This is a genomic window from Cytobacillus horneckiae (genome assembly GCF_002835735.1).
Taxonomy (GTDB): domain Bacteria; phylum Bacillota; class Bacilli; order Bacillales; family Cytobacillaceae; genus Cytobacillus; species Cytobacillus horneckiae.
The window spans coordinates 41090-57538 of sequence record NZ_PISD01000041.1; the positions used below are offsets into that span (position 1 = coordinate 41090).

Genomic DNA, 16449 nt, shown 5'->3' on the forward strand with positions numbered 1-16449 from the left:
CTTTTCCCACTCATTTGGTAAATATGTATACAAATTAAATCATTTATGTAAATTACGACCATCTTTTTATGGACAAACGCAAAAAAAAGCCGTTGTTACGGCTTTATGAAACTAGACCATCTCTCCGTCAGTACTCTCTTCTTGTAGGTTAAAAGGCATTCCTATTCTTAATACACCCTTTGACTCTATTCCGCCTAATCCTCGCTGCCCTGTCAGCGTATTCCTCAACACATCCCACACATTGATGTGTTCGTTAAAAGGAGTAAAACTGATTTTACTAACAATATAAACAGGATCGAGCGCATGTATATTCACTCTTGATGGAGAACTTGCAAAATTTGCCCCTGCATGTATGAGCGATTCAAAATGAGACTGGCAGGCTCCTGCAAAAATGACTAATTGGTCCAAATTAGGGATTTTCTTTCGCGCTTCTCTCACTGTTTGAACAAAATGCTTTGAATGCCGGTAAGCTTGAATATCCGATTTATCACCTTTCGCTTTTGAATAAGCATCATGTCCAGTTATGACTAAAATATCAGGGCGATGGTATTCGATGAGGTCACCGATTATTTTCGGCATATCCTTTTCATTAAAATGCAATCCCGTCACTGGAATACCAATTTTCTCATAAAGTGATAAGCATTTTTTTAGATAGAACGGATCGCCATCTAAATGCAGCACCCTCCCAGGTAATTGAAAATAATTTCCTGGTTTACTGTATCCATCTGTAACAGTAAATTCTCGTTTTTCCTTCAACAAAAATACTTCTTGACGGAATAACTCTAAAGATTGCTCCTCTAGTGAACGGTATTCTTGAGCAAGCTTCCTTCTATCCGACTGACTCATTAAGATTAAATCCTCGTATGGAGCATCTGCTATGAGCCGTATATCTTCCCCATATAACACCGCCTGCTTCTTCCCATCCTGCTCTTTTATGTCAATTACTCGAAACATAATATCACAATGATAAGAAACCCTCCCGACGATATCCATAATATTTATTGTCACTGTCGTCACTCCAATTAGGCCGTTTCGGAATATGTTTCAGTGATAAAATATGCATGGGTGCATGTACTTGTGCTTGAAAGAACCACTTAACATCCTCGCCATAAATAAAAGGGACGCCCAGATCATTCTATAAGGGCGTCACTTAATTATTGAAAGTACGGATAAAGTTTGTCACTTAGGATGGCAAATTCATCGAGTGAAAGTGTTTCACCACGTCTGCCAGGTTCTATAGCCGCTTCAGTTAACGCTTCTAAAATTTGCTCTTTCCTCTGTTTCCCATTTGGAAGCTGATTCGTTAAATTATTTAAAATCGTTTTTCTCCTTTGCGCAAAGCTTGCTCTCGTCACTTGGAAAAAGAATGATTCACTTTTTACTATTACTGCAGGTTCCTCTAGCTTCGTTAGTCTAATAACAGCTGAATCGACATTTGGCTGCGGGACAAACACTGTTTTTGGCACAATCATTACTGTTTCAGCTTTTGTATAATACTGAATCGCAATCGAAAGCGAGCCGTAATTTTTTGATCCTGGCTTAGCGGCGATTCGATCAGCTACTTCTTTTTGCAGCATGCAGACGATGCCTCGAATCGGCAATTGGTCTTCTAGCAGCTTCATAATAATCGGTGTTGTTACATAATACGGGAGGTTCGCTACAACCATTATGTCACTTAATCCGGCAAACTCTTCCTCTATTGCTTTTTGCACATCGGCCTTTAATATATCTTCATTAATTACCTTTGTATTCGGATAGGGAGAAAGCGTTTCTTCCAAAATAGGCAGCAAGCGCTGATCAATTTCAAACGCAAGTACCCTTTTGCTTCTGCGCGCCAGCTGCTCTGTTAATGCACCAATACCCGGACCGATTTCTATTGCTCCAGATTCAGCCGTTAGCTCGGCGTGATCAACTATTCTATTTAAAATATTTGTATCTATCAAGAAATTTTGACCTAAGCTCTTTTTGAAAGAAAAGCCGTATTTTTCTAGTATTGCTCTTGTTCTTATAGGGGTAGCGATATCTTTATCCATCGTACTCCTCCTTGCTTATATTTTCTATTGCCTCTGCAAACTTGGCTTTACTAATTTGAAACATAATGAGTCTCTTGTGCAGCTGTTTGCCATTTGTATAGCCAATTTTTAAATACTGTCCAAGTTTTTCTCGTCTTTCCCTTGATCCTGCTCCACCAATTAATCCAGCAGTGATAAGATCATCCTGTGTAATATCAGAGACCGCTTCTTCATTCATTACATGCGAGTCCTTCAAGGCAGCCCGTATCACTTCAGGTGAAGCATGTTCCACACCAACACCCTTGCCATATTTATGAAGTGCCGCATGTTTCTCAATAAAAGCATGCTTACACCCAGGAACATGTTCAGAAATTGTGTTTCTAATTTTTTGACCTGGATAGTCCGGATCAGTTAAAACAATGACGCCTCTTGTTTCTTGTGCTAGTTTTATTTTTTCCAATGTAACCATATTAATTGCCGATCCATTCGTCTCAATCGTGTCTGCATCGAGTGCGCGCTTAATCGCTACAGTATCATCCTTGCCTTCAACAACAATAATTTCCTTAATTTTCATCTATACACCCGCCATTTTCATCCCGCTAAAAAAATCTTTTAAAAAAATTGAATTAATTGCAAAAAAAATGAAACATTTTTGTAATGTTTATCGTCTAATTATATATAAATGTATTACATTCACTTTCACGGTTTTTATTATATATGAAAGTGACTTTGAATGAAAACTCACTATATCATTTGGAGTAAAAAGAACAAAAAAAAGCAGAGGAAGAATCCTCTGCATAAGTAGACTAATTGAGAATTTTTATTTTCACTTGTTTGCGACCCCAACGGTAAGCATCGGACTTATTCGCAAAGAATACATCAATTTTATTGCCTTTAATTGCAGAACCGGTGTCTGCAGCTATAGCATAGCCGTATCCTTCAACATAGACCTTCGTGCCTAAAGGAATCACACTTGGATCAACGGCAATTACCTTAGCACCCGGATTTGATTTTAAATCCATTCCAGTCGCTGTTACACCTGAACAGCCATTACAGCTTGCAGTATAAGCCGTTGAACTTACATACAGCTCCTTGCCGCCCGGCTCGCTATTCGTTGTTCCGCGAGAAGCAACCTTCGTGACAGGGGCAGCAGCTTTTGTACCAACTGCAACAATTTTGTCTTTCTTGTTCTTTATAGTTTCCTCACTAATGAGCTTGCGTGAAATTTCTTTGCCGTTTTCACGAACGATTTCAAATTCTTTTTTCAAAAGGCCTTCCTTGCCATTTTCAATGACCTTTTCTGCGCCTTTATCCATGCTGTTGTCTTTTTTTGTTACAACGGCAAACCCAATTGGTTCTTCCACTACATCGGTGACCTTTTCAACTCTTATGACTTTAATTACGTCATTTTCTTTGACTGTCTCTTCCAACTCTGGCTCAACACGATCTAATTCATTCAGCTTAATATCCTGATTCGATAAAAAGTCAGCGACCGTAGTCGAAGTTGACCATACTTCCTTTTCTTTATCCTGGCCTCCGTCAGCAAGCTTTAGCTTAAATGCTTTATCAATCTCTATCTCCATTTTGCTTTTTATGGCTGCTTCTGGAAGGGGATTAATGACGTCATGTTTACCTAATTCGACCTCTTGCTCTTTTAAGAGTTCATTTACGGTATCAGCCGTCGTCCAAACTGTATCTGACTCATCACCCTGAGTAATTTGCACCTGCTTTGCCGGCTCCCAAACTACTTCTATGTTGTTTTTTACCTCGCTATTGACCGAGGGATATACATAGTCTTCTGAGCGTAATCCTATATCCATTTCATCAAATATATCTTGAATGGTCTTTGCATGTGTTTTTATCGTTTGTTCCTGGCCATCTAATGTCAGAGCGACTGTTTTCTTTGATGTTTCAAAGATTAAAAAGCCGCTAGCTGCTATAAATACTATTAGACTAGCAATAATTATGGCCCAATTTTTCTTACTCAAAGACTTGGATAACAGGTTTTTCATGGATTTTATCACGATGAAAAACGCCTCCTTTTCTCTCGGAGTGATTATATAGACTATCTTGCTGGCTGTCAACACTCTCGTTCTGATTTTTCAAGAAAGGATCTAGGCTTACATCTCCGTTAAACACGCTTCCTCCCTCTCTCAAAACTGCACAAGGACTGGGAAATTTCAACTTTCCCAAGACCATGTGTCGTGAACCTAACAATTTTTTTAAAAAAATAAGTTATTGAGGGACTTTACGTCATCCTCACCCCTTTTATTCTCCAAAACCTATCTTTTTTCCTCTTGAAAAATCAGAATATTCCCAAATGTAGTCTCTATTATGCAAAAAAACATAGAATTTGGAAAGCGAGACTTATCGACATGGTTATCCTATGAGAGTAAGAAGTCATGTAGAACTTTTTAGAATAAGAAAAATTTAGGACAAGCTTCGTCTTAAATTGACATGATTTACTGTCAGTTTATGCCGAATAATTTTTTTGCATTATCTGTGGTTTTACTTGCAACCTCTTCCACCGTGAGACCTTTTATCTCAGCAATTTGTTCTGCCACTAGTGTGACATAGCTCGGTTCATTTCTCTTACCGCGATAAGGATGCGGTGCAAGATATGGGCAGTCGGTTTCGATTAATAATTTTTCCAACGGAATCTCAGCGGCCACTTCTTTCGGCCTTTTCGCATTTTTGAACGTAACCGGCCCTCCTAAAGAAATATAAAAATTCATGTCAATACATTCCTTCGCAATTTCTGGACTGCCGCTGAAACAATGCATGATACCGCCTACTTCTCCGGCATCTTCCTCTTTTAAAATTTCAACAATATCAGCTGTTGCTTCACGATTGTGAATCACTATTGGCAATTTCACTTTTTTAGCTAATTGAATTTGTTTTTTAAATACTGCTTTCTGAATCTCTTTCGGGGATTTATCCCAATGATAGTCAAGGCCCATCTCACCAATTGCCACTACTTTTGGATGTTGGGAAAGTTCCTCAATCCATAATAAATCTTCTTCAGTCATATCAATTGCATCAACTGGGTGCCAACCAATGCTTGCATATAGAAAATCATATTTTTCAATAAGCTCCATTGCTTTTGTAATTGTCGGACGGTCAAACCCAACTACGACCATTCTTGAGATGCCTGCAGCCTTTGCGCGGTCAATCACTTCTTGTAAATCTTCACTATATTGCAGATCATTCAAATGAACATGTGTGTCGAAAAACATTTGGACATCTCCTAAATAACAATTTTTATATTTTCATTACAAATATTACACCAATGAAACAAGACATCGTTTGATTGATGTTTTTCTAGAATAATTTACTATATTATGTTCAAAATTATAATGTATAATTATCAACAATTTAATAGGCTTCATTTTACAAAGATACTATTTGAAAATAAAAACATAGAAATGTCATTCGTAGCTCTTCTACGCAAACATTTCTATGTTAAATTGTTTTGTAATACTAGAAATTAGCTATTACTTCACCCTTGCTCCTATTGGAAGTGACTCTGCGATTGTTGCTAATGAAAGTTCACCATCTTCGCTGCCGGCAAGTATCATTCCTTCTGAAAGTTCTCCACGTAATTTAACCGGTTTTAAATTTGTAACACATATTACTTTCCTGCCAACTAAATCTTCAGGCTTATAAAATTTAGCAATACCTGAGACAACTTGACGCTTCTCATATCCTAGGTCCAATTGAAGCTTCAATAGCTTATCCGCTTTTTTTACAGCTTCAGCTTCAATTACTTGTGCAACACGAAGGTCGACTTTCATGAAATCATCGATTGTAATTTCTTCACTATCCGGCTTTTTAATCGGCTTCTTCTCTACCGGAGCAGGAGCTGCACCTTGCATTTTTGTTTTAATAAATTCCACTTCTTCATTTATATCCAGACGTGGGAAAATTGGATCACCTTTTTGAACTTGTATCCCCTCTGGGATAGTGCCAAAAGTGTCTAGGCTTTCCCATGAAGTAAGCTCTACTTTATCAATATTTAATTGAGTGAATATTTTCTTCGGTGTTCTTGTTAAGAACGGCTGTAAAAGAACGGAAATTCTCCTTAAAGATTCAGCCAAATGATACATTGTACTTGCCAATGCTTGTCGATCAGTTTCTTCCTTTGCAAGCACCCAAGGTTTAGTTTCATCAATATACTTATTCGATCTGCTAACAAGCTGCCATATTGAAGCTAAAGCAACTGAAAACTCCATATTTTCCATTGCTTCTTCATACTTGATTACCGTTTCTTTATTCATTTGAACGAGAGCTTGGTCAAATTCCCCATTTGATCCCTCGTAAGCAGGTATAACACCATCAAAGTATTTATTAATCATCGCAATCGTACGATTTAATAAATTGCCCAGGTCATTGGCTAAATCAAAATTTATTCTCTCTACAAACCCTTCTGGAGTAAATACACCATCAGCGCCAAACGGAACCTCTCTTAATAAATAATAGCGCAGGGAATCTAGACCGTAACGGTCAATTAATGTAACTGGATCGACAACATTTCCCTTTGATTTAGACATCTTGCCATCTTTCATTAATAGCCAGCCGTGAGCAAATACCTTTTTAGGTAAAGGTAAATCTAATGCCATCAGCATAATTGGCCAATAAATGGTATGGAAGCGCACAATTTCCTTGCCTACCAAATGAACATCTGCCGGCCAATATTTCAAATACTTGGAATCATTATCTGAACCGTAGCCTAAGGCAGTAATATAATTGGATAATGCATCAATCCAAACGTAAATGACATGCTTCGGATTCCCCGGCACTTTAATTCCCCAGTCAAACGTTGTACGTGATACAGCTAAATCTTCTAGTCCCGGCTTAATAAAGTTGTTAATCATTTCATTCTTCCTCGATTCCGGTTGAATGAATGATGGGTTCTCTTCATAATAGTTCAGGAGACGTTCAGCATATTTACTCACTTTAAAGAAGTATGATTCTTCTTTGACACGATGCACAGGTCTGCCGCAATCAGGGCAGTTTCCATCAACAAGCTGTGTTTCTGTATAATATGATTCACAAGGCGTACAATACCAGCCTTCATATTCACCTAGATAAATGTCTCCTTGCTCCAATAATTGAGCGAAGATCTTTTCAACAATTTCTTTATGGCGATTTTCTGTTGTCCGAATAAAATCATCATAAGAAATATCAAGTTTCTTCCATAATTCTTGAATACCTTCTACTATACCGTCGACATATTGCTGCGGGGTAACATTTGTTTCTTGAGCTTTCTCTTGAATCTTTTGTCCATGTTCATCGGTTCCCGTTAAATACATTACATCAAATCCACGCATACGCTTATAACGGGCCATTGCATCACCAGCAACTGTAGTATAGGCATGTCCAATATGTAGATTACCACTTGGATAATAAATTGGGGTCGTTAAATAAAAAGTCTTTAATTTTTCCTCCATGTTTATTCCTCCTCAACTTTAGAAAAAACTGGCATTCGAATCAAGCGATAGGCAGCTAATTTTATTTTGAATAAAATTAGCATTAAAGGCGCTTAGCATTCTTACTTTTCTTCCAGCTAAAAAACCCGCCCAATAGACGAGCTGTCGCATACATTTTTTCCTTAAAATGACATCCAGTCTATCCGTCTTTTACCTGATTTTACTTTACACGAATATACTTGTCAGCTTAGCCTCTTCTATCATCAAAATATACCTAAAATAAAGAAAATGTGCAAGACACGAAGCGAAGGTGGCCTGATTGGATTTATACCGCAATGGGCTAGGAGCGAAAGCTGGATAGTGAAGTGCAAGGAGAAAAAAAAACGTTCTTGAAAAACTCTCTATTAGGATCATCACAAAAAGGATTTTATGAAAACCACTCAGATACCATGATAAAATCTATGTCTTTTACGAATACCTTTAAAATAAGTAATGAGAGGAAAACCGACAAAATGATGAATAAAGAAGAAAAATGTCGAATATTGTCGAATTATAATTATCCCCTTTTCTGTATAATTTATTAATAACCCATTTAATTACAACCATAAAACCCTTATACACCAATGGTTTTATCCTTGTTAATAATTCCCACATATTTTTAATATAAAGTAATTGACGAATATGGCAATGATTGGTATTATAATAACAACAGAGATTTTTGTCGAATAATGACGAAAAAAGATAAATAATATTATGGAGAATTGAGAGGAGAAATTATAATGAAATCTACTGGTATTGTTCGTAAAGTTGATGAATTAGGTCGCGTAGTTATTCCTATCGAATTAAGACGTACGCTTGGTATTGCAGAGAAGGATGCGCTTGAAATTTATGTGGACGACGAAAAAATCATCCTAAAAAAATACAAACCAAATATGACTTGCCAAGTAACTGGTGAGGTATCTGACGATAACATCACACTTGCAGGCGGAAAATTGATTCTTAGCCAGGATGGTGCTGAGCAATTATTAAAAGAGATCCAAAATAGTTTCGAACTTTCAAAATAAGTATAGATTTTAAGGGCCTCTTTTAGAGGCCCTTTTTTATTCTTCAATATGATAAATGCGGTAAACCTCTCTCTTATTTAAATCCCGATCGACGGCCGTCTGTTTGATTGCCTCTTTACTTTTTAACTCTTTTTCTTCCATATAATAGTTCACGTGCTCAGCAATGCTTAACTCATTCCACCAAGCATCACCTTCTTCCGGAATGACCTCGGTTGCCCCCTCAAGAATGAGGCAAAACTCTCCCCGTACTTCATCATTCTCTGCCCAGGCAATGGCTTCTGTTATTGTGCCTCTAATAAATTCTTCATATTTCTTCGTAAGCTCTCGGCACAGTACGATTTTCCTATCACCCATATGTTCAATCATAAGCTTTAACGTTTCCTTTAAACGATGAGGAGACTCATATAATATGATTGTAGAGGATAGCCGGGATAGCTCTTGTAATTCCTTCTTCTTGTTCTTTTTCTGTCTCTCTAGGAAACCGTAAAAATAAAATGGCTGTGTTTGTATACCAGATGCAATTAATGCTGTCATAGCTGCATTTGCTCCAGGAAGCGGCACAACTGTTAATTGTTCTGCTACTGCAGATATAACAAGCTCATAGCCCGGGTCAGAAATTGTAGGCATACCTGCATCGCTAACTAGGGCGATTTTTTGGCCGCTTTTCAACTTCTCAATAATCTTTTGCCCGCTCGATTCTTTATTATGCTCATGATAGCTAATGACCGGCGTTTCGATTTCAAAATAATTACATAGCTTTTTTGTATTTCTCGTATCCTCAGCAGCAATAAAATCCGCTTCCTTCATCATTCTGATTGCTCTGAAGCTAATGTCTTCTAAATTACCAATGGGTGTGGGCACAAGATACAATATACCCTTTTCTTCCTCGTTGTTAAAGCTTTTTTGCTGTTGCATAAATGCGAGTCACCTATTTCTTTTCATAGCTAATGCTATTTTTCATTAAATTTATATGATCAAGCTTCTGTTTCCTATTTAACTGTTTAAAGGTGTATTCTGCTCTCATCGCTTCTTGTTTGTTATCAAAGATTTGATGGTAAACTAATTTAAGTGGTCCTCTCCCTCTTGTGTACTTGGCACCTTTACCTTCATTATGCATCTTAATTCTGCGCTCTAGGTTATTTGTATATCCAGCATATAAGCTCCCGTCATTACATTCTAAAACATAGAAATAATGGTGGTTATTCTCCATACAACATCGCCCTAATTTCATCTGTATATTCATTTTCTTCATTATAAATAAAGATCGGGGGGAGAATTTTCAAATCTGGTTTGCCATTTTTTATCGCCTCTACAAGCAGTACATTTGCTTCCTTGCCTTGTTGCGGATATACCAATTGAATTCTTTTTGGCTCGAGCTTATATTGTCTCATCAGCATAATCATATCTAACAGTCGTCCAGGACGGTGTACAAAGGCAACCTTACCACCTTGTTTAACGAGCTGGCTTGAAGCACGGACTGCATCTTCTAGCGTACAAAGGATTTCATGACGAGCAATAGCTAAATGCTCATTCTCATTTTTATAATCATTAGACGGCGTTGTGAAATATGGCGGATTACATGTAACAACATCAAATTTGCCATAGCCAAACTTAGCAGTCATCTCTTTAAGATCACCATGCACCATCTGAAGACGATCCTGCAATCCATTATAAGCAATACTCCTGCATGCCATATCATAAAGCCGCTCTTGAATTTCAACACCTGTAATATGCCCTTTAGTCCGCGCACTTAAGAATAAGGGAATGACTCCGTTACCGCTGCACAGGTCTATTATTCTTCCTTTCTGAATAGGAACATACACAAACCTGGAGAGCAGGACCGCATCAAGTGAAAACGAAAACACTGATGGACTTTGTATAATACGTAAATTTTCCGCTAATAGATGATCTAATCTTTCATCTCCCTTTAAGAACTCCATTCCATATCCTCCATCATAATCAAGCAACTCTTTTCCCATGAAAAATGCCTCCCTATGATTAGGAAGGCAATCGTTATTTCTTATTAAGAAAAGATAAACAGAACAAACAATCTCCTTCTTTTCGCGGACTGCCAAAGTGCAGATTACATATATGAAAACCTTCTTGATATAATCTGGCTAAATTGTCGTAACCCTCGCCTATATCAAACAGCTTCTCTTCATCCGTTTCTTCTGCTGATTGTTTTGATTGCTTCTTCCCTGGCTTTTTTTCTTTATCTGTTGTAATTTTTAATCTTCTTCTCAAATGATCATTTTCAAGCTTTAAAGAATTGTTTTCTTCCAACACTTCCGCTAAATGCTGTTTCAATTCCCCAAGCTGCTGATATAACTGGCCAATTTGAGATTCCATATTATCTACTGAATCAAAGATTTCTTTTTTATCCAAGCATTCCACCTCATTAATCTGTGGATTGAACTGATACAGCACCTTCATTAATTTCCTCAAGTGTGAACTCAAGTACTCTTTCTTGTTCCTTTAGATTTACCTGTAATATTCTTTCAAGAATATTAAGTCCTACTACTTTACCTGATCCTTCAGGTGTTTTCACCCATTCTCCAATATCAGGCAGCTGCTTCTTCGCTTCCTCATACTCATCATTTTCATACTTTAAACAGCACATTAAACGGCCGCATAGCCCAGATATTTTCGTAGGGTTTAATGAAAGGTTTTGATCCTTCGCCATTTTAATTGATACCGGGTCAAAATCACCCAAAAATGTGGAGCAGCAAAGCATTCTGCCACATGGGCCAATTCCCCCCAGCATTTTTGCTTCATCACGAACGCCTATTTGGCGAAGCTCAATTCTTGTCCGAAAAATTGCCGCCAAATCTTTTACAAGCTCTCTAAAGTCAACGCGACCATCAGCTGTAAAATAGAAAATTACTTTATTCCGGTCAAAAGTATATTCTACATCTACCAGTTTCATGTCCAACTGATGAGTAGTTACTTTTTCACAGCAAACATCATAAGCTTCTTTGGCTGCTTGTCTATTTTCCTCAACAATCATCCGATCCTTTTGATCAGCAATACGCAGGACCTTTTTCAATGGCAGGACAACATCATGTTCGTCAACCTTTTTAGGAGCGATAACAACTTTACCATACTCCACTCCTCTTACAGTTTCAACAATGACAAAGTCATCCTTTTGTATTGAAAGATCTCCGGGATCAAAATAATAAATCTTGCCCGCTTTTTTAAAGCGCACCCCAACTACATCATACAAATGAAGATCCCTCCTGCATTTTTAACACAAGCTGTTCCATCAACAGTTGCGGATTCATATTTGCTTGCAATTTCCCCTTAGATTCTAGAACAGCTGTAATTTGATCTGTTAGCCTTTTACCAGAGGATTGAAGCGCATATTGCTCTAACCGGCTCTGCTCATGTGCAAAGGCAATATTTTCACCTTTACCGAGCTGTATATATAACAAATCTTTTAATAAAAGAAGTAATAAGTCTAAGCCAAGATCTAGTTGATCCTTCTCCTTAAAGTGCGGAAACCATTCCTCCTGAAGTGTAACCATTGCTTGCAGAGGATTTTTTCTTAGCACTTCGTATAATTTTAACACTATTTTTTGTGCTTGTACAAACCAATCATCTTCACTATACGCTAAAGCCTCATCCAAATTATGGGTGATTTGTACTAAGATTGGGGCCATTGACGCATTTACCCCATTTGATTTGAACTCTTCTACCATTTTATCTTTAGGCAGAGGCTGGAAGGATATCGACTGACATCTAGATAGAATTGTTGGAAGCATGCGCTGCATTTGCTCAGTAATGAGAATAGCTGTTGTATCAGCATTCGGTTCTTCTAAAAACTTCAGCAAACTATTCGCTGCATTTACTGTCATTTTATCTGCATGAACAATTACATATATTTTTTTACTTGATTCTACGCCCCTCTTAGAAAATTCTTCTTGAAGAGATCGTATTTGCTGCTTTTTTATCGATTGACCATCCGGCTCGACTAAGTGAACATCCGGATGATTATGATGATTAATTCGCTTACAGTTTAGACATGTTTCACATGGAACATATCCATCAATCGGTTGAATACAAAGAATGCTTTTCGCTAGCAGCATACTTGCATTCCTTTTCCCTGTACCTTTCATACCCTCAAAGAGATAGGCATGGGCTAGCCGATTTTTAGTTAAGCTATTTTTAAACATCTTCAACACGACAGGCTGCATTTCTTTGAACTGCTCCCAGTTTTTCGTCATGCTGATCAACTCGCTTACGTATATAAATTTATTAATAATCCTTTGATTTCGCCAATTTTTCCTAAAATATCGATGGAATCTACCTCTTGCTGCAGCACTTGATTAGCCAGCTCAGCCAGCTTTTCATCAATTGTTTCTACAATTTTGAGCGACTTACCTTGACCAAGCTGATTCCAGCTATGGGATTGTTTTAAATCCAAGCCATATTCAACCGTCTCTTTAATAAACTTCTTAACTAATGTTTTATACTTGGCCATGTCTTTAAAACTGCGTGATCTGGCTAACCGGCTGCCAGCAGATTCTATATCACCTAACAGCATTTGCAATTGCGAAATTTGCATTTTTTGCCCTTGCTTCTGAACCAATTCATTAAACCTGAATTGTGTTCCAGCTGTCTGCTTTTGGTCTTGGCGAACTTTATCAACATTTATGCGTAAATCATGGTTTATTTTCATCTATTACCCCCGGCTCATTTCTTAATTAGAAATGATGAAATTGTTCAACCGGTAATACGAATACCGTTGCTCCTCCTACCTCTACTTCAACTGGGTATGGAATATAGGAGTCTGCATTTCCACCCATTGGAGATACGGGTGCAACGAGCTGCTCTCTCGATTGACAATTATCTTTAATGACCTGCAATGCTTTTTCCACACGGATATCTTCCGTTCCAATTAAGAAAGTTGTGTTACCCGATTTAAGGAAACCACCTGTGCTGGCTAACTTCGTCGCACGGAAATTGTGATCCACCAACGCTTTCGATAATTTATTACTATCTTGATCTTGAACAACTGCTAATACGAGCTTCATTTTACCACCCTCCTCAAATTTTGCGAAAATGACTTTATACATATTATATCAGTTATTTTATGCACAAACAGAGTTAACCTGACCGTTTTTTTATGACATTCGCTTATTTATCCTTAATTGCTTGCAGGATAAGGTTCTCTGCTTGACTATAAACCTCTTCAATCGATTTGGATGCATCAATATCTTTTATTCTATCTGGGTTGCGTTCTTTTAAAAGCATATATCCTTCTCTCACCTTTTTATGAAAAGCTAGATCTTCTAAATCAAGGCGATTAACTTCTCTGCCTTTATTCAAATTAATTCGCTCTAAGCCTTTTTCAGGCTCAATATCAAAGTAGAGTGTAACAGCAGGCATTGTATTTTCAATTGCAAACTGATTAATGGACCAAACTTCATCAACGCCAATTTCACGCGCATATCCTTGATACGCGATGGAGCTGTCAACAAAACGGTCACATAAAACAATTTTACCCATTTCTAACGCAGGCAAGACCTTTTCTACTAAATGTTGTCTTCTCGCTGCTGCATAAAGGAGCGCCTCTGTCCTCGCATCCATTGTCGTATTGGACTGATCTAATATAACCGCTCTAATTTGTTCAGCGATTTCTATGCCTCCTGGCTCTCTTGTTTGCATTACTTCATAGCCTTCCGCAATTAAACGTTCAGCTAACATTTGAATGATTGTTGTTTTCCCGGCTCCATCAGGACCCTCTGCTGTAATAAAAATACCTTGATTCATCTTTCAACCTCCGGATAGCTCATATATTTCGATATAGCGCTTATGTAAATTCCTCGTATTTTGAAAACGTGCACCTGTATTTAATAAGTTTTTTAAGACGTCAATATGTTCCTTCGTAATGATTTCTCCAGGATATAGTAACGGGATTCCTGGTGGATAAGGAAGAACCACCTGTCCACATACATTTCCAACAGCTTCATCTAAAGTGACTTGCCTAAGTGGCGGGTTTTCTTCTATGGTGATGAGCTTCGATATTCTTGGAAATTGATGGACTGCTTGACTCTTTGCCTTTTTGGCAACAGGTATCGTTTCCATAATAGCTTTTAAAGCATGAATTGCTTTTTCGAAAGGATATTCCGTCTTTGCTTTTAATAATGGAAGGATAAATAATACATTTGCAGGGTCCGCCAGCTCTGTGTAAATCCCCTTATCCTCCAGCAGCTTCTGAAGTTCAAACCCGCTTAAAGACGAGGCATGAATGGTAACCTTTAACGGGTCTCCTATCGACTGATTATATTTTAGTACATGAATCCCTTCAATCAAATCAAGCTGGTCTTTGAATCTTTTTATTTGTTTATTTAAATTAATCTGGTCCTGATTTGTATAATTTGCAAGATAATATCTGGCTATATCTAAAGATGCCATAATTGGATAGGACGGACTGCTTGATTGTAACATATTTAAATAAAGCTGTATTTTCTCTGGCGGAATTAGCTCACTATTAATATGTAAATAGGCACCCATTGTCATTGCCGGCAACGTTTTATGAGCTGATTGTACAACGATATCAGCATTAAATTGCAGCGCAGAGTCAGGAAACATATCCCCAGCTGCAAAATGAGCACCATGCGCTTCATCCACCAATACAACGATACCGTGATTATGGCAAAGCTTAATGATTTCCTCCAAAGGATAGACCATTCCATAATAATTTGGATAAGTCAAAATGAGTGCTTTTGTATCTGGATACTGCCTAATCGCCTCTTCAACAAGCTCTAGAGTCACTCCACCTGCAACACGCCATTCATAATCATATTCTGGTGTAATAAAAACAGGATGAGCTCCAACTAATGAAACCCCATTCATAATTGACTTATGACAGTTTCGCTGAATAAGTACTGTGTCGTCCTTTGAAAGAGCGGCATAAATCATTGCTAAATTACCAACTGTCGACCCATTTACTAAGAAAAAACTCTTCTTTACACGATGAAATTCAGCAAGGAGAGTCTCTGCTTCTTCTATTGCCCCTTCAGGAGAATGCAAATCATCTAATCCACTTAACTCAGTTAAATCCAAGGGTAAAAATGATTGAAAGTACTGATCTATCTCTTCTCTGCCTGACAATAACCTGCCACTCTTATGCCCAGGCACATGAAAGGAAACAGGCTTTTTATTTATATAGTTTATTAATTGTTCAACTAACGGCATTTGTTTTTGATTCATATTCTACAATCCTTTTCATTTCTTTCTTTATTTTATCAAAACGTCTTTAAAAAAGAAAAAATCCTGAAAACATTTACAATAGAGACATACACCCATAACCATTTTGCATCATACAATATAACACAGCACCCAGGATGAAAATTCAAAAGATTGTATACAAATTTCTGTTTACGGGCATGATTGAGTGTATGGAGGTGGAGTGATTGAGTACGCTATTAACGGAGAAAAAATTAGGAGAACGCTGTGTCATCTGTGAAGAATCAAAAGTAAAGGGCATTCATCTATACACTTCTTTTATCTGTTCTGACTGCGAAAAGGACCTTATCGCAACCGATACAGACGATCCTAAATATAAATTTTACTTAAATAAGCTTAAAAAGATTACTACCCCTGAAATCTTATCTTAAAAGTCTCTTGTTGGAGGCTTTTTTGTTTTTAGTTTGGCTTTTTTGGACGGGTCGCGCCTCGGCAGGATTTGCGGTGGAGAGGCCTGCCGCTAGTAAAGCTAGCATCCGAAGCAGATATAAACCACACCACATTTCTTGCTAACAAAGCTTGTGAGTACATGCCTTGAATTAAGTCATTGTAGTGAAGACATGGACTGCTACAGAATATCAGTCTGATTGTTGTTCTAAAAAGGTCTATTACTTTATCGAAAAATAGAGTAGTTCAACTTAAAAACCAAAAAAGAGAGCACCTCTACAGGTGCTCTCTTCTATTTGCCCGGCA

Annotated in this window: 18 protein-coding genes; 2 read left to right on the forward strand and 16 right to left on the reverse strand. The window is 37.6% G+C overall.

Annotated features, from left to right (window positions below; genetic code table 11):
• Positions 1–111: 111 nt before the first annotated feature.
• The 6 genes from yabG to metG form a co-directional block, all read right to left on the reverse strand.
• Positions 112–1008: a sporulation peptidase YabG gene (yabG, locus tag CWS20_RS18355; RefSeq protein ID WP_066192090.1), complete on the reverse strand. Its 897-nt coding sequence runs from the start codon at positions 1006–1008 to the stop codon at positions 112–114.
• 146 nt (positions 1009–1154) lie between these two features.
• Positions 1155–2033 carry a 16S rRNA (adenine(1518)-N(6)/adenine(1519)-N(6))-dimethyltransferase RsmA gene (gene rsmA / locus CWS20_RS18360; protein ID WP_066192089.1) on the reverse strand — a complete coding sequence of 293 codons (879 nt, stop codon included), beginning with the start codon at positions 2031–2033 and terminating at the stop codon, positions 1155–1157.
• Positions 2026–2586 carry a ribonuclease M5 gene (rnmV, locus tag CWS20_RS18365; RefSeq protein WP_066192088.1) on the reverse strand — a complete coding sequence of 187 codons (561 nt, stop codon included), beginning with the start codon at positions 2584–2586 and terminating at the stop codon, positions 2026–2028. Before rnmV ends, rsmA begins: the two co-directional genes overlap by 8 nt.
• A gap of 232 nt (positions 2587–2818) precedes the next feature.
• Positions 2819–4024, reverse strand: a complete 1206-nt coding sequence (locus CWS20_RS18370; RefSeq protein ID WP_066192087.1) for a resuscitation-promoting factor — start codon at positions 4022–4024, stop codon at positions 2819–2821.
• 456 nt (positions 4025–4480) lie between these two features.
• Positions 4481–5248: a TatD family hydrolase gene (locus tag CWS20_RS18380; RefSeq protein ID WP_066192086.1), complete on the reverse strand. Its 768-nt coding sequence runs from the start codon at positions 5246–5248 to the stop codon at positions 4481–4483.
• A 258-nt stretch (positions 5249–5506) separates the two neighbouring features.
• A complete protein-coding gene (metG, locus tag CWS20_RS18385; protein ID WP_066192085.1) occupies positions 5507–7462 on the reverse strand; it encodes a methionine--tRNA ligase in 1956 nt (651 codons plus the stop codon).
• 752 nt (positions 7463–8214) lie between these two features.
• On the opposite strand from metG, the gene abrB reads away from it, so the two are divergent.
• Entirely contained in the window at positions 8215–8505 is a 291-nt protein-coding gene (gene abrB, locus CWS20_RS18390) for a transition state genes transcriptional regulator AbrB (protein WP_180321504.1), read from the forward strand.
• A gap of 36 nt (positions 8506–8541) precedes the next feature.
• Here the strand turns inward: abrB and rsmI are convergent, their stop codons facing one another.
• The 10 genes from rsmI to CWS20_RS18440 form a co-directional block, all read right to left on the reverse strand.
• Positions 8542–9420: a 16S rRNA (cytidine(1402)-2'-O)-methyltransferase gene (gene rsmI / locus CWS20_RS18395; RefSeq protein ID WP_066192083.1), complete on the reverse strand. Its 879-nt coding sequence runs from the start codon at positions 9418–9420 to the stop codon at positions 8542–8544.
• Between the two features lie 13 nt (positions 9421–9433).
• On the reverse strand, positions 9434–9715 hold the full coding sequence (locus CWS20_RS18400) for a GIY-YIG nuclease family protein (RefSeq protein WP_066192082.1): 282 nt from the start codon (positions 9713–9715) through the stop codon (positions 9434–9436).
• Positions 9705–10445, reverse strand: a complete 741-nt coding sequence (locus CWS20_RS18405; RefSeq protein WP_066194131.1) for a tRNA1(Val) (adenine(37)-N6)-methyltransferase — start codon at positions 10443–10445, stop codon at positions 9705–9707. Before CWS20_RS18405 ends, CWS20_RS18400 begins: the two co-directional genes overlap by 11 nt.
• Before the next feature lie 73 nt (positions 10446–10518).
• The gene (gene yabA / locus CWS20_RS18410; protein ID WP_066192081.1) at positions 10519–10890 is read right to left on the reverse strand and encodes a DNA replication initiation control protein YabA; all 372 of its coding nucleotides are present in this window, start codon (positions 10888–10890) and stop codon (positions 10519–10521) included.
• 13 nt (positions 10891–10903) lie between these two features.
• A complete protein-coding gene (locus CWS20_RS18415; protein WP_066192080.1) occupies positions 10904–11728 on the reverse strand; it encodes a PSP1 domain-containing protein in 825 nt (274 codons plus the stop codon).
• Entirely contained in the window at positions 11721–12728 is a 1008-nt protein-coding gene (holB, locus tag CWS20_RS18420; protein WP_066192079.1) for a DNA polymerase III subunit delta', read from the reverse strand. Before holB ends, CWS20_RS18415 begins: the two co-directional genes overlap by 8 nt.
• Before the next feature lie 14 nt (positions 12729–12742).
• Positions 12743–13183 carry a YaaR family protein gene (locus CWS20_RS18425; protein ID WP_066192078.1) on the reverse strand — a complete coding sequence of 147 codons (441 nt, stop codon included), beginning with the start codon at positions 13181–13183 and terminating at the stop codon, positions 12743–12745.
• A 25-nt stretch (positions 13184–13208) separates the two neighbouring features.
• Positions 13209–13538: a cyclic di-AMP receptor DarA gene (gene darA / locus CWS20_RS18430; protein ID WP_066192077.1), complete on the reverse strand. Its 330-nt coding sequence runs from the start codon at positions 13536–13538 to the stop codon at positions 13209–13211.
• 103 nt (positions 13539–13641) lie between these two features.
• Positions 13642–14277 (reverse strand): dTMP kinase, encoded by a 636-nt coding sequence (gene tmk, locus CWS20_RS18435; protein ID WP_066192076.1) that lies wholly within the window; start codon positions 14275–14277, stop codon positions 13642–13644.
• A 3-nt stretch (positions 14278–14280) separates the two neighbouring features.
• Entirely contained in the window at positions 14281–15720 is a 1440-nt protein-coding gene (locus CWS20_RS18440; RefSeq protein WP_066192075.1) for an aminotransferase class I/II-fold pyridoxal phosphate-dependent enzyme, read from the reverse strand.
• A gap of 203 nt (positions 15721–15923) precedes the next feature.
• Here CWS20_RS18440 and CWS20_RS18445 point away from each other — a divergent pair, with 203 nt between their 5' ends.
• Positions 15924–16127: a sigma factor G inhibitor Gin gene (locus CWS20_RS18445; protein ID WP_066192074.1), complete on the forward strand. Its 204-nt coding sequence runs from the start codon at positions 15924–15926 to the stop codon at positions 16125–16127.
• Positions 16128–16449 lie beyond the last annotated feature (322 nt).

What these genes read in the sequence shown, in the direction of transcription:
- rsmA (WP_066192089.1), bottom strand. Translation starts at nt 2,033, where the DNA reads ATGGATAAAGATATCGCTACCCCTATAAGAACAAGAGCAATACTAGAA.
- rnmV (WP_066192088.1), bottom strand. Translation starts at nt 2,586, where the DNA reads ATGAAAATTAAGGAAATTATTGTTGTTGAAGGCAAGGATGATACTGTA.
- CWS20_RS18370 (WP_066192087.1), bottom strand. Translation starts at nt 4,024, where the DNA reads ATGAAAAACCTGTTATCCAAGTCTTTGAGTAAGAAAAATTGGGCCATA.
- CWS20_RS18380 (WP_066192086.1), bottom strand. Translation starts at nt 5,248, where the DNA reads ATGTTTTTCGACACACATGTTCATTTGAATGATCTGCAATATAGTGAA.
- metG (WP_066192085.1), bottom strand. Translation starts at nt 7,462, where the DNA reads ATGGAGGAAAAATTAAAGACTTTTTATTTAACGACCCCAATTTATTAT.
- rsmI (WP_066192083.1), bottom strand. Translation starts at nt 9,420, where the DNA reads ATGCAACAGCAAAAAAGCTTTAACAACGAGGAAGAAAAGGGTATATTG.
- CWS20_RS18400 (WP_066192082.1), bottom strand. Translation starts at nt 9,715, where the DNA reads ATGGAGAATAACCACCATTATTTCTATGTTTTAGAATGTAATGACGGG.
- CWS20_RS18405 (WP_066194131.1), bottom strand. Translation starts at nt 10,445, where the DNA reads ATGGAGTTCTTAAAGGGAGATGAAAGATTAGATCATCTATTAGCGGAA.
- holB (WP_066192079.1), bottom strand. Translation starts at nt 12,728, where the DNA reads ATGACGAAAAACTGGGAGCAGTTCAAAGAAATGCAGCCTGTCGTGTTG.
- CWS20_RS18425 (WP_066192078.1), bottom strand. Translation starts at nt 13,183, where the DNA reads ATGAAAATAAACCATGATTTACGCATAAATGTTGATAAAGTTCGCCAA.
- darA (WP_066192077.1), bottom strand. Translation starts at nt 13,538, where the DNA reads ATGAAGCTCGTATTAGCAGTTGTTCAAGATCAAGATAGTAATAAATTA.
- tmk (WP_066192076.1), bottom strand. Translation starts at nt 14,277, where the DNA reads ATGAATCAAGGTATTTTTATTACAGCAGAGGGTCCTGATGGAGCCGGG.
- CWS20_RS18440 (WP_066192075.1), bottom strand. Translation starts at nt 15,720, where the DNA reads ATGAATCAAAAACAAATGCCGTTAGTTGAACAATTAATAAACTATATA.